The organism is Pseudomonas sp. AKS31, from assembly GCF_023634765.1.
Taxonomy (GTDB): Bacteria; Pseudomonadota; Gammaproteobacteria; order Pseudomonadales; family Pseudomonadaceae; genus Aquipseudomonas.
This window is the reverse complement of sequence record NZ_JAMLFX010000001.1, coordinates 1,125,447-1,138,435: the sequence shown is the minus strand read 5'-3', so window position 1 is coordinate 1,138,435 and position 12,989 is coordinate 1,125,447. Positions and strand designations below refer to the sequence as shown.

Genomic DNA, 12,989 nt, shown 5'->3' with positions numbered 1-12,989 from the left:
GCTTTGAAAAACATGAAGGTCGGCGCCCTTCCCGAAATTTCGAGTCAAACTCGGCTTTGAAAAGCATGAAGATCGGCTCCCTTTCCGAAATTTCGAGTCAAACTCGGCTTTGAAAAGCATGAAGATCGGCTCCCTTTCCCCCTCGCCCCCTTGGGGGAGAGGGTTGGGGTGAGGGGGAGGCTTTTGACTTTGATCTGGCATCGGAGAGGACTACAATCCCCTCCCCGCCTCAATGGCCGATCTGCCCCGACCATGTTGACCTGTTCCGTACACCCGCTGCCCTACCGCACCAATCCCGCCGACTACTTCGCGGCCATCCGCAACGCCCCCGGCGCCGTGCTGCTCGACAGCGGCCGACCAAGTGCCGACCGTGGCCGCTATGACCTGCTCAGCGCCTGGCCGCTGGAACAACTGGCGGTGTTGCCCGACGAAAGCGGCGGCGTATTCCTACAACGCCTGCGGGATAATCTGACCCGCCTGGGCGAGGCTGATTTGCCAACGGGTTTCGACCTGCCCTTCGCCGGCGGTTTGATCGGCTACCTGAGCTACGACTTCGGTCGGCATCTGGAAAACCTGCCGAGCCAGGCGCTGGATGATCTGCAATTGCCGGATGCCCGTTTTGGCCTGTACGACTGGGCGCTGATCAGCGATCACCAGACCGCCACCAGCCAACTGGTGTTTCATCCGTCCGTGATCGACAGCGAAAAACAGCGGCTCATCGCGCTGTTCAGCCAGCCGGCTATTGAATCGATGGCGCCGTTCAAACTGAACGCGCCGATGACCGCCGATCTTTCGGCCGACGATTACCGTCAAGCCTTTGAACGCATCCAGCATTACATCCAGGCCGGCGACTGCTATCAGGTCAACTTTGCCCAGCGCTTCCGCGCTTCATGTCAGGGCGATCCGTGGCTGGCGTACTGCAAATTACGTGAAGCCTGCCCGACGCCGTTCTCCGGTTTCCAGAGCCTGCCCGACGGCGGCGCGGTGTTGAGCCTGTCGCCAGAGCGCTTCGTCAAAGTCAGCGAACGTCAGGTGGAAACCCGGCCGATCAAGGGCACCCGCCCCCGCGGCCTGACGCCGACCGAAGATGCCGCGAACGCCGCCGAACTGCTGGCCAGTCCCAAGGATCGCGCGGAAAACCTGATGATCGTCGACCTGCTGCGCAACGACCTCGGCCGTACCTGCCGGATCGGTTCGGTGCGGGTGCCGGAGCTGTTCAGTCTGGAAAGCTATCCGAACGTGCATCACTTGGTCAGCAGCGTCACCGGTGAGCTGGCGAATGATCGTGACGCACTGGATTTGATTGCCGGCAGTTTCCCCGGCGGCTCGATCACCGGCGCGCCGAAGATTCGCGCAATGCAGATCATCGATGAGCTGGAGCCGACCCGGCGCGGGTTGTATTGCGGGTCGCTGCTGTACCTGGACGTGCGCGGCGAGATGGACAGCTCCATCGCGATTCGCAGTCTGTTGGTCAAGGACGGGCAGGTGTGCTGCTGGGGCGGTGGCGGAATTGTGGCCGATTCGGACTGGCAGGCTGAGTATCAGGAGTCGATTACCAAAGTCAGAATCCTCCTCGACACCCTGCAGAACCTCTGAATGACACAACCCGTGTAGGAGCTGCCGAAGGCTGCGATCTTTTGATCTTGATCCTGAAAAACCAGATCAAAAGATCGCAGCCTTCGGCAGCTCCTACAGGGGTATTCATTACAAACTCAATTCTCTGTTAGAAGCTTTGAGGAACTCCTGCTTCAACTCGGCAAACGTATGCACCGCTGGAAACTGCGGGAACTCGCGAATCACATTCTCCGGCGCATGGAACAAAATCCCCGCATCCGCCTCGCCCAGCATCGTCGTGTCGTTATACGAATCCCCCGCCGCAATCACCCGGTAATACAGGCTCTTGAACGCCAGCACCGATTGGCGCTTGGGATCTTTCTGACGCAACTGATAGCTGGTCACCCGCCCGCTTTCATCGGTAATCAGGCGATGGCAAAGCAAGGTTGGGAAGCCCAGTTGACGCATCAGCGGCTGCGAGAACTCATAAAACGTGTCCGACAGAATCACCACCTGAAAGCGCTCGCGCAGCCAGTTTACGAACTCCACCGCGCCGTCCAGCGGCTTCAACGTGGCGATCACTTCCTGAATGTCCGCCAGCTTCAAGCCATGCTCATCAAGAATGCGCAGACGCTGCTTCATCAGCACGTCGTAATCGGGAATGTCCCGGGTGGTGGCCTTGAGGGATTCGATTCCGGTTTTTTCGGCGAAGGCGATCCAGATTTCCGGCACCAACACCCCTTCAAGATCCAGGCAAGCAATTTCCACAAGACACTCCCGTTTGTATTGATTATTTGAGTCGAGCGATGCCGAACTCTAGCGACTCGAATCCCGACACGCAACGCACAGCACGCCCCGACTCGCGCAGCTTTTTGTTACCATCAGCCCCATATAGAGCGCCCAGCGCCACCGACCTGTAGGAAGCCGCCCTGATGAGTGCAACGTTCGACGTCGTGGAACTCGCCACGACCTATGCCAATAAATCCGCCCAGGACATCCTCAAACTCGCATTTGCCGAGTTCGGCGATGACTTGTGGATATCTTTCAGCGGTGCCGAGGATGTGGTGCTGGTGGACATGGCCTGGAAGCTCAACAAGAACGTCAAGGTGTTCAGCCTCGACACCGGCCGTCTGCACCCGGAGACCTACCGCTTCATCGATCAGGTGCGCGAGCACTACAAGATCGACATCGAACTGGTGTCGCCGGACTACACGAAACTCGAACCGTTCGTGAAGGAAAAAGGCCTGTTCAGTTTCTACAAGGACGGCCACGGCGAGTGCTGCGGCATCCGCAAGATCGAGCCGCTGCGCCGCAAGCTGTCTGACGTCAAAGCCTGGGCCACGGGCCAGCGCCGTGACCAGAGCCCGGGCACCCGCAGTGCTGTGGCAGTGATGGAAATCGATACGGCGTTTTCTACCCCTGAGCGCACATTGTACAAGTTCAACCCGTTGGCGCAGATGACCAGCGAGGAGATCTGGGGCTACATCCGTATGCTCGAACTGCCGTACAACAGCCTGCACGAGCGCGGTTTTATCAGCATCGGCTGCGAACCATGCACCCGTCCGGTGCTACCGAACCAGCACGAGCGTGAAGGCCGCTGGTGGTGGGAAGAAGCGACGCAGAAAGAATGCGGGTTGCATGCGGGGAATATCATTAGCAAGGCCTGATCTCCAATTCCAGCGACATCCCCTGTGGGAGCGAGCCTGCTCGCGAATGCGTATTCTCAGTCGACATCTTCATTGACTGATCCAACGCATTCGCGAGCAGGCTCGCTCCCACATTTTGCACCTGCACGACCTTAAAAATGTGTACGCACGAATGTCACTATCGGTGCCATTTATGTGTGCACTTTTTTGTTTGCACGCCCTGAAAAGTTACATCCCGCCAGAAAAAACCTCGTCCTCGCCTGCCGCCAAATTCCTCCGCCAAAAATAAATTGCTGTTCGAACGGTCAATTTTTAACCACCAATTTTCAAAGAGTTAGTGTTCATCGATAACTTTTCGAAATGAGTAACACCGCCTATAGATTCGCGATTGGCACAAATCTGGCTTTAGTGCATACATGTTTTGTATACAAAACTGCAAAACATAAAACCACTTTCGATCCGCAAGCCTGAAGCGCCCTATCCCGTACAGGCTGCAGATGCCCCGTAACCAGTGATGTTTGCTGGCCGCGACGAAGATTTGTCGAGCCTGACGGCTCATGCACAGTCATCGCGGCCCTGAACATCAGGAGCCTGCCGGAATGCGTACAAGTCTCTCCAATAACATCGCGCTGAATCTGCCCGCCTCTGCCCTCGATCAACCGTTACCCCATGACGGACTGGCCGAGCCTTTACAACTGAGCCCGCGCCTGCACAACAGCGACCTGGCGCCAACCAAGGCCGAAGGTCGACGCTGGGGCAAATACAGCATCTTTGCCCTGTGGACCAACGATGTGCACAACATCGCCAACTACTCGTTCGCCATTGGCTTGTACGCGCTGGGCCTGGGTGGCTGGCAGATTCTGCTGTCGTTGGGGATCGGCGCGGCGCTGGTGTATTTCTTCATGAACCTGTCCGGTTACATGGGGCAGAAGACCGGGGTGCCGTTTCCGGTGATCAGCCGGATCAGTTTCGGCATTCACGGCGCGCAAATTCCTGCACTGATCCGGGCGGTTATCGCCATCGCCTGGTTCGGCATTCAGACGTACCTGGCGTCAGTGGTGTTCCGCGTGTTGCTCACCGCCGTGCATCCGGGCTTCGCCGAATACGACCACAACTCGATTCTTGGTCTGTCGACGCTGGGCTGGGTGTGCTTTGTGGCGATCTGGTTCGTGCAACTGGTGATCCTCGCTTACGGCATGGAAATGGTTCGCCGTTATGAGGCGTTTGCCGGGCCAGTGATTCTGTTGACCGTTGCCGCCCTCGCCGCGTGGATGTACTTCCAGGCCAACGCGACCATCGCTTGGTCGATCCGCGAGCCGCTGACCGGTGGCGAGATGTGGCGCAACATCTTTGCCGGCGGCGCACTGTGGCTGGCGATCTACGGCACGCTGATCCTCAACTTCTGCGACTTCGCCCGCTCTTCGCCGTGCCGCAAAACCATCAAGGTCGGAAATTTCTGGGGTTTGCCGGTGAATATTCTGCTGTTCGCCGCGATTACCGTCCTGCTCTGTGGTGCGCAATTTCAGATCAACGGCCGCATCATCGAGAGCCCGACCGAGATCATCGCCTCGATCCCCAACACCTTCTTTCTGGTGCTCGGTTGCCTGGCGTTCCTGATCGTTACTGTCGCAGTAAACATCATGGCCAACTTCGTCGCCCCGGCGTTCGTGCTGAGCAACCTGGCGCCGAAGTACCTGACCTTCCGTCGTGCCGGGCTGATCAGCGCGACCATCGCCGTGCTTATCCTGCCGTGGAATCTCTACAACAGCCCGCTGGTGATCGTGTACTTCCTGTCCGGTCTGGGCGCCCTGCTCGGCCCGTTGTACGGGGTGATCATGGTCGACTACTGGCTGATCCGCAAAGGCCGGATCAACGTCCCGCAGCTTTACAGCGAAGATCCCGACGGCGCCTATTACTACAGCCGTGGAGTGAATTTCCGTGCGGTGGCGGCGTTTATTCCTGCGGCGCTGATCGCCATCGTCCTGGCGCTGGTGCCGGGTTTCCACAGCGTCTCGCCGTTCTCCTGGCTGATCGGCGCGGGGATTGCCGGGATGCTCTACCTGATCATCGCCAAACGCCAACCGCACTACGCCGACATCAGCGGCGAATCGATCGCTGTCGACAACGTCTGCCACTAACTCCCTGCGGCCCGGATTTCGGGCCGCCGAACTGCCCGCTATAAGGATTTACCCATGCGTATTCTCGTGGTCAACGTCAACACCACCGAATCCATCACCGAGGCCATTGCCCGCTCGGCGCAGGCTGTCGCCTCGCCCGGCACTGAAATCGTCGGTTTGACGCCGTACTTCGGCGCCGATTCGATTGAAGGCAACTTCGAAAGCTATCTGGCCGCCATCGCGGTCATGGATCGGGTGATGGCCTACGATCAACCGTTCGATGCAGTCATTCAGGCCGGTTACGGTGAGCATGGTCGCGAAGGCCTGCAGGAATTGCTCAACGTGCCGGTGGTGGATATCACTGATGCGGCGGCGAGCACGGCGATGTTTCTCGGCCACGCCTATTCGGTGGTGACCACGCTGGATCGCACCGTGCCGCTGATCGAGGATCGGCTGAAATTGTCCGGTCTGTGGGATCGGTGTGCATCGGTGCGGGCCAGTGGTCTGGCCGTTCTGGAACTGGAACATGAGCCGCAGCGCGCCTTGGAAGCTATCGTGCATCAGGCTGAACTGGCGGTGACTCAGGATAAGGCCGAGGTGATCTGCCTGGGTTGCGGCGGCATGGCCGGGCTGGACGAGCAGATTCGTCGGCGTACCGGCGTGCCGGTGGTGGATGGGGTGACGGCGGCAGTAACGATTGCGGAATCGCTGGTGCGCTTGCGCTTGTCGACATCGAAGGTGCGGACTTATGCGACGCCACGGCCGAAGAACATCATTGGCTGGCCGGCGCGGTTTGCGCGCTGAGACCCTCTTCGGAAACCGATTCGACCCATTCGCAGGCAGGCTCGCTCCCACAGCGGAAAAGTATTCCAAATATGGGAGCGAGCCTGCTCGCGAAGGATGCAACTCGGTATCAAGCCCTGATCAAATCGCACTGAACCGCCGCGCCAACCCCTGCTCCGCAAACTGCTCAATCACATAATCAACAAACGCCCGGGTCTTGCCCGGCAGCAGTTTATGTTCGGCGTAATAGATCGAAATGTTGCCGTCATCGACAAACCAGTCCGGTAGCACCCGCTGCAACGTCCCCGCCTGCAGATACCCCACAGCAAACGGCATGCTCACCAGCGCGATGCCCAAACCTTGTGCTGCCGTCCTGCAAGCGGCCTCGGAATCACTCATGGTCATCCGTGCCTTTAGCATCAACGGCCGACAGTTTTGCGGATTGCGTCCGACCAATTGCCAGGAACGCACGCGCCCGGTTTGCGGTGAGCGAATCAAAATGCCGTCGTGATGGCTGAGGTCGTCCGGATCGAGGATCAGGGGATGGGCCTGTAAATAGTCGGTGGAGGCCACCAATACCCGGTGCGCCGGGCTCAACTTGCGCGCGATCACGCCTTGCGGAAGCTCGAAACCGCCACCGATGGCCGCATCAAAGCCCTGGGCGATCAGATCGACCTGTCGGTTATCGAAATGCCAGTCCGGACTGATCGCGGGATATCGCCGCAGAAACTCACCGAGCATCGGCACGATGTGCAAACAGCCAAACGCGGCACCCATGCTGACTTTCAGCGTCCCGGCCGGAAGCCCTTCGACACTGGACAGATTGGCCACGGCATTCTGAATCGTCGTCAGACTGCCACTGACCTGATCCAGGAAAAGCTGCCCCGCCTCGGTCAGCGTCAGGCTACGTGTACTACGCTGGAACAGCCGTACGCCTAGCCGCCCCTCGAGTTTGGCGACACTTTTGCCAACGGCCGCCGGGGTCAGACTCAAGCGTCGTGCCGCTTCGGCGAAGCTGCCGACTTCGGCACTGCGCACGAAGCATTCGATACTGCTGAAGGTTTCCATGATCGTCACTATAAACTTTTGGTTTACACAGACTATAGCAATCATGGTCTACACAGTTGTCGATACCACGCCGATAATCGGCGCCAACACCAAGGCATTCCGCCTTGAACAGTCTGGAGATCGAACATGACCACTCAACACCTCGGCGGCAAAGTCGCTCTGATTCAAGGCGGTTCCCGTGGTATCGGCGCAGCCATCGTCAAACGCCTCGCTGCTGAAGGCGCTGCAGTAGCCTTCACTTACGTCAGCTCCGCGGCGAAAGCCGAAGAATTGCAGAACAGCATCACTGCCAGCGGTGGCAAAGCCCTGGCGATCAAGGCCGACAGCGCCGACGCCGACGCCATTCGTCACGCGGTCAGCTCCGCGGTCAAAGCCTTTGGCCGCCTCGACATTCTGGTCAACAACGCGGGTGTGCTGGCCGTCGCACCGCTGGAAGATTTCACCCTGGAAGATTTCGACCAGACCCTGGCCATCAACGTGCGCAGCGTGTTCATCGCTTCGCAAGAAGCCGCCAAGCACATGGGCGAAGGTTCGCGCATCATCAACATCGGCAGCACCAACGCTGACCGTATGCCCTTCGCCGGTGGCGGTGTATATGCCATGAGCAAATCGGCGCTGGTCGGTTTGACCAAAGGTCTGGCCCGCGACCTCGGCCCACGCGGCATCACCATCAACAACGTCCAGCCTGGCCCGGTCGATACCGACATGAACCCGGCGCACGGTGACTTCGCCGAAAGCCTGATCCCGCTGATGGCAGTCGGTCGTTACGGCAAAGCCGAAGAAATCGCCAGTTTCGTCGCCTACCTGGCAGGCCCGGAAGCCGGTTACATCACCGGTGCCAGCCTGACCATCGACGGTGGTTTCGGCGCCTGATATTCCGCGTCGCTTGAACGAAAAACGCCGCCCCTCTTTTCACAGAGGGGCGGCGTTTTTCTTCTCAGGTACTCAGGCCCATTCCAGCGCCGGCAAACCACAGGCACTCGGGGTGAACGCTTTTAGCGAGCGAAGAATCCCGTCAGCGTGTGCGTACTTTTCATCGGCCATGGCGGCATCGGGGATGGCGATGGCCGTCATGCCCGCCGCTTTTGCTGCAGTCACGCCAAACGGCGAATCCTCGAACACCAGGCAATCCTCTGGTGCCACACCCAGACGGCGGGCAGCGGTCAGGAAGATATCCGGTGCCGGTTTCGCCGCGCCGACTTCCGGATCGTCTGCCGTGACGATGAAGTCGAACAGCGCGAACCAGTCGCGGTGCAGGGTGGTTTTCTGCCCGAACGATTGCCGCGACGAACTGGTGCCCACGGCAATGGGAATATTGTGCGCCTTGAGGTGGCGAATCAGTTCCTCGGCACCGGGCATCGCTTGTGCGGTGGGAAAACGCTCACGCATCAGCGGCTCGCGGATCACCAGAAACTCTTCGGCGGTGATCGGCAGATCCAACGCCTGCACCACATAATTCGCCAGATCGTTGGCCCCGCGACCAATGATGTTCTGCTTGACGCTCCAGTCGAAGGTGCGCCCGTAGCGCTGGGCAATCAGCGAAGTGACTTCGGTGTAAATGCCTTCGGTGTCCAGCAACAAACCGTCCATATCGAAAATCACGGCCTTGATCGGGCCGAACGCCTTCAGCGGTGCATTCATCATCGGATCCGTTAACAAAGACATCCCAGGCGGCAGGTGAACCGCTGCTCGGATCTGATTAAAGGGTTCAGCAGCATAACGAGCGCGGCGGACATTGAGCAACGGGCAATGTCCGTTGCTGCGATGAACGACTCGCAACAAATTAGCGAAACATCCTACAGGCATCACCTACTCGCCCGACTTCTTTCCTGATTGATCCCCCGCAAAGTCCGCGCACCTTTTTCTTCATGTGCGCGAGTGCTTGCCCATGCTTCAACCCGATCGGCTTCTGGCCCTGAACAACAGCATCGGCCTGCTCATTGTTGCCGCCCTGAATCCCGACGAGCCGGATTTTGACAACCTGATCAGCGAGTTTCGCCTGTGCCTGAACAACTACGACGCCTGGGCCGAGCAGTTCTGGACCGGAACCGCGCTGGATGTCGAGCAGGTCTTCACCGTCGGCAACGACGTGCGCCTCAGCGCGCCGATCAAGTCGCGCCAACCGCTCAGTTCATCGGTGGTCATGTGCTCGGCCAGCGGGGCGTTGACGCTGGTGCACATGTTCGAGGCCGCGCGGTTCGTGCCGATTGGCAACACCCCGGTAACCCTTGAACCGGTGCTTGCCGATGTCGGCGGTGTGCTGACCTTCGGCGAACCGTTGCACCACACCATCGGCCCAAGCGGCATTCTGCAAGTGACCGATTGCGATCGGGGCCAGCGTTATCGCATCACCTTTTTTCCCGATGTATCCACCGACCATGTGCGTGCTCTGTATGCCTCTTATGAAGGTGTCATTGCGGGCCTGGAGGGCTGGTTGCGCGCTGAATGGGCCGGATTTCAGCCGCAGTGGACGGAGTTTTCCAACTCCGGGTTTCTTGACCGTTACGGTCAGTTGCAACAAGCCGATTGGCGCGGGTTCGAGAAAGCCCTGAATGGCGTCTGGGACGACATCAAACAGGTATTCGCCCTGCTCGCCGACTTGCAGGCCAACAGCGAAAAACTGCTGGCGTACCTGAGCGACGTCGAACTCGAAGCGCTGCTGCAAGCCTCCAGCGAGGCCATTGCCAATGGCCTGCTGATCCTCAGTGACGAACCGCTGCTGTTTATTCATCTGGCCGCGTTCACCAGTTGGCTGAAGATGCTGCCGCCGCAATACCTGGCTGAAGTGGTGGCCGAGGTTCGTGTCGAACTGCTGATCAGTTTTCTGCTGATGCGCGTGTCGGGTGGCGTCGGCGTGCCGCTGCGCTTGAGCAGCAAGGTGCTGGCGAAGATCAAGTCGCCGCGGGCGCGGGAATGGCTGGCGGCGTCAGCGTTGCGCCTGGCGGAACTGACGTCGGCACCGCAACTGAACAAACACGCGAGCGCTTTGCGGCCGCTGATGCTTCACGCCCGTGAAGTTGAGTTGAAACCCACGCCGTCGATTCCGCTGAACATTCGTCAGGCCGATTCGCTGGTGTTGACGGTGCCGAATCCGGCGCCTCTTGCGCGAGACAAGCCTGGCGGTTCGAGCCGGATGGAACGGCATGAGCCCCACGACGACTCGCCGGATCAGGCGAAAAACCCCAACGGCGACAGCGCCGATTGCGTACCCCGCACCTGCACCAACGGCTGCCCGGTGTCGATGGTCACTGGCGAAGAACTGCTGACCCTGACCGATGCGGTGCTCGATGGGGTGTTGCCGTTCGAGTTCGCGCGGTTGTATCGCAGCAGCGCGGCGGAGATTGATGTCGGCCTGGGCTTCGGCTGGAGCCATTCGCTGGCGCATCGGCTGGCGTTTGAGGGCGACGTTGTTGTCTGGGTCGACCACGAAAACCGCCGCACCCGCTTTCCATTACCGAGTAGCGAGCGGCCGGCGATTCACAACAGCCTGTCGCGAGCGGCGATCTTTCTTGGCGATGAACCGGAAGAGCTGATCCTCGCGCTGGCCGGGGACACAGCGCGCTTTTATCACTTTCGCGCAGGACGACTGACGGCGATCAGCGATGCCTATGGCAATCGTCTGACAGTGCAACGCGATCGCTCTGACCGGGTGCAGCGACTGGACAACGGCGCCGGGCGTTCACTGCTGTTGCGCTATGAGCGGGCGCAGTTGGTCGGGGTCGATTACCAAGTGTTTCGCGACGGTGCCTGGGACAGCGAACAGACGCTGGTCAGTTACCGCTACGACGCCTACCCGCACCTGATCGAAGCAACCAACGCCGTCGGCGACAGCGAGCGTTACGACTACGACGACGCCCATGTGATTTTGCAGCGGCAACTCGCTGGGGGCGCGAGCTTCTTCTGGGAGTGGGAACGCTCGGGGAAAGCCGCCCGTTGCGTGCGCCATTGGGCGTCGTTTTCGCAGATGGACACCCGTTACGTCTGGAACGACGACGGTAGTGTCGCGGTGCATTACGTCGATGGCACCGAAGAGACTTACGTCCACGACGAGCGTGCGCGGATGGTGCGCAAGGTCGAGGCGGATGGTGGTGAACAGCTCAAGGCGTATGACTCTTCGGGGCGGTTAATCGCCGAGCAGGATGCCTTGGGTGCGGTCACCGAATACCGCTACGACGAAGTCGGACGGCTGATCGCGCTGATTCCGCCGGCTGAGGCGCCAACGTCCTACGAGTATCGCAACGGTTTCCTGCACCGGCGTTCGCGCGGCGACGCGGTGTGGATCTATCGGCGCAATGCCGAGGGCGATGTCACCGAAGCGGTCGACCCCGACGGCCAGGTCACCCATTACTACTACGACACCCGCGGGCAATTGCTGTCGATCCGCTATCCGGACAGCAGTCGGCATCGCTTGGTCTGGAACAACCTTGGCCAGTTGACCGAGGAAACGCTGCCCGACGGTGGCGTGCGGCGTTTTTCCTACGATGCGCTGGGGCGACGGACCACAACCGCCGACGAACACGGTGCCGTCACTCGGCAACATTGGGACGCCGTTGGCCGACTGCTCCAGACGACGTTTCCTACCGGCAGCACCCGTGCCTACAGCTACGGCGCCTACGGTCAGGTCACCGCCGAGCGCGATGAACTGGGGCGCATCACCCGCTACGAATACGACGACGATCTGCACCTGGTCTCGCGGCGAATCAACCCCGACGGCACGCGGGTGCAGTACCGCTACGACCATGCGCAGTTATTGCTCACCGAGATCGAAAACGAGTCCGGGGAAAAGTATCGGCTGGACTACACGCCGACCGGGCTGATTCGTCAGGAAGTCGGTTTTGACGGCCGCCGTACTGCGTATGCCTATGACCTCAATGGCCATCTGCTGGAGAAGACCGAGTTTGGTGATGACGGCTCTTGTTTGGTCACCGCTTATGAGCGCGATGCTGCCGGGCGTCTTCTGACCAAAACCCTGCCCGACGGGATCAAGGTTTCCTACCAATACGACCGCCTCGGCCGACTGATCGGTGTCGACGACGGCCAGCAACATCCTTTGGCCTTCGAGTACGACCGTCAGGACCGGCTGATCACCGAGCATCAGGGCTGGGGCACCCTGCGTTACCGCTACGACGCCTGCGGCCAGCTCAAGCGCATGCGTCTGCCGGACAGCAGCGTGCTCGACTACCACCACGCCAAGGGTGGCGCGCTGAGCGGCATCGACCTCAACGGCGCGCCGCTGACCCGTCACGTCTACCAGTCCGGTCGCGAACTGCAACGTCAGCAAGGCCTGCTGCTCAGCGAATACTCCTACGACGATCAGGGACGATTACTCGCCCACGCCGTAGGCCATCAGCGCGATGCGTTGTACCGCCGCGATTATGCCTACAACGCCAACGGCAATCTCGCGCACATCGCCGATAGCCGCCACGGCCAACGCACCTACGGCTACGACGCCCTCGACCGGCTGATCCGCGTACGCCACTCACGCGACGAACTGCCGGAATCCTTCGCCCACGACCCGGCCGGCAACCTGCTGATGCAGGATCGTCCCGGCCCGAGCCAGATCAAGGGCAACCGCCTGCTGATGCAGGGCGACCGCCATTACGACTACGACGCCTTCGGCAACCTGATCCGCGAACGTCGCGGCCGCGCGCAGACACTCGTCACCGAATACCGCTACGACTGCCAGCACCGCCTGATCGGCCTGACCCGCCCGGACGGCCAGACCGCGTCCTACCAATACGACGCCTTCGGCCGGCGCATCCGCAAAACCGTCAATGGCCAAACCACCGAGTTCTTCTGGCAAGGCGATCACCTCGTCGCT

9 protein-coding genes are annotated in these 12,989 nt (G+C 60.1%); 6 read left to right on the top strand and 3 right to left on the bottom strand.

Annotated features, from left to right (window positions below; translation table 11 throughout):
• The first annotated feature begins 252 nt into the window (after positions 1-252).
• Positions 253-1,596 (top strand): aminodeoxychorismate synthase component I, encoded by a 1,344-nt coding sequence (gene pabB / locus M9827_RS05160; protein ID WP_250603951.1) that lies wholly within the window; start codon positions 253-255, stop codon positions 1,594-1,596.
• Positions 1,597-1,704: 108 nt separating this feature from the next.
• Here the strand turns inward: pabB and thrH are convergent, their stop codons facing one another.
• Complete coding sequence (gene thrH, locus M9827_RS05155) at positions 1,705-2,322, bottom strand: bifunctional phosphoserine phosphatase/homoserine phosphotransferase ThrH (RefSeq protein WP_250603949.1); 618 nt, start codon at positions 2,320-2,322, stop codon at positions 1,705-1,707.
• 164 nt (positions 2,323-2,486) lie between these two features.
• Between thrH and M9827_RS05150 the strand changes: the two genes are divergently transcribed.
• The 3 genes from M9827_RS05150 to M9827_RS05140 all read left to right on the top strand — a co-directional run bounded on the left by M9827_RS05150 (position 2,487) and on the right by M9827_RS05140 (position 6,121).
• Positions 2,487-3,221: a phosphoadenylyl-sulfate reductase gene (locus tag M9827_RS05150; protein ID WP_034152888.1), complete on the top strand. Its 735-nt coding sequence runs from the start codon at positions 2,487-2,489 to the stop codon at positions 3,219-3,221.
• A 578-nt stretch (positions 3,222-3,799) separates the two neighbouring features.
• Positions 3,800-5,338 (top strand): NCS1 family nucleobase:cation symporter-1, encoded by a 1,539-nt coding sequence (locus M9827_RS05145; protein WP_250603947.1) that lies wholly within the window; start codon positions 3,800-3,802, stop codon positions 5,336-5,338.
• Between the two features lie 54 nt (positions 5,339-5,392).
• Positions 5,393-6,121, top strand: a complete 729-nt coding sequence (locus M9827_RS05140; RefSeq protein ID WP_250603945.1) for an aspartate/glutamate racemase family protein — start codon at positions 5,393-5,395, stop codon at positions 6,119-6,121.
• Between the two features lie 120 nt (positions 6,122-6,241).
• Here M9827_RS05140 and M9827_RS05135 read toward each other — a convergent pair whose 3' ends face one another.
• On the bottom strand, positions 6,242-7,168 hold the full coding sequence (locus M9827_RS05135; protein WP_250603943.1) for a LysR family transcriptional regulator: 927 nt from the start codon (positions 7,166-7,168) through the stop codon (positions 6,242-6,244).
• 126 nt (positions 7,169-7,294) lie between these two features.
• Between M9827_RS05135 and M9827_RS05130 the strand changes: the two genes are divergently transcribed.
• Positions 7,295-8,041 carry a 3-oxoacyl-ACP reductase family protein gene (locus M9827_RS05130; protein ID WP_250603940.1) on the top strand — a complete coding sequence of 249 codons (747 nt, stop codon included), beginning with the start codon at positions 7,295-7,297 and terminating at the stop codon, positions 8,039-8,041.
• Positions 8,042-8,113: 72 nt separating this feature from the next.
• Here M9827_RS05130 and M9827_RS05125 read toward each other — a convergent pair whose 3' ends face one another.
• Positions 8,114-8,809: an HAD-IA family hydrolase gene (locus M9827_RS05125; protein WP_099758446.1), complete on the bottom strand. Its 696-nt coding sequence runs from the start codon at positions 8,807-8,809 to the stop codon at positions 8,114-8,116.
• Between the two features lie 247 nt (positions 8,810-9,056).
• Between M9827_RS05125 and M9827_RS27805 the strand changes: the two genes are divergently transcribed.
• The coding region (locus tag M9827_RS27805) for a DUF6531 domain-containing protein (protein ID WP_350310003.1) at positions 9,057-12,989 on the top strand (3,933 nt) is incomplete at its 3' end.

Excerpts from the sequence above, each read along its gene's own strand:
- pabB (WP_250603951.1), top strand. The coding sequence starts at position 253 with ATGTTGACCTGTTCCGTACACCCGCTGCCCTACCGCACCAATCCCGCC.
- M9827_RS05150 (WP_034152888.1), top strand. The coding sequence starts at position 2,487 with ATGAGTGCAACGTTCGACGTCGTGGAACTCGCCACGACCTATGCCAAT.
- M9827_RS05145 (WP_250603947.1), top strand. The coding sequence starts at position 3,800 with ATGCGTACAAGTCTCTCCAATAACATCGCGCTGAATCTGCCCGCCTCT.
- M9827_RS05140 (WP_250603945.1), top strand. The coding sequence starts at position 5,393 with ATGCGTATTCTCGTGGTCAACGTCAACACCACCGAATCCATCACCGAG.
- M9827_RS05135 (WP_250603943.1), bottom strand. The coding sequence starts at position 7,168 with ATGGAAACCTTCAGCAGTATCGAATGCTTCGTGCGCAGTGCCGAAGTC.
- M9827_RS05130 (WP_250603940.1), top strand. The coding sequence starts at position 7,295 with ATGACCACTCAACACCTCGGCGGCAAAGTCGCTCTGATTCAAGGCGGT.
- M9827_RS05125 (WP_099758446.1), bottom strand. The coding sequence starts at position 8,809 with ATGAATGCACCGCTGAAGGCGTTCGGCCCGATCAAGGCCGTGATTTTC.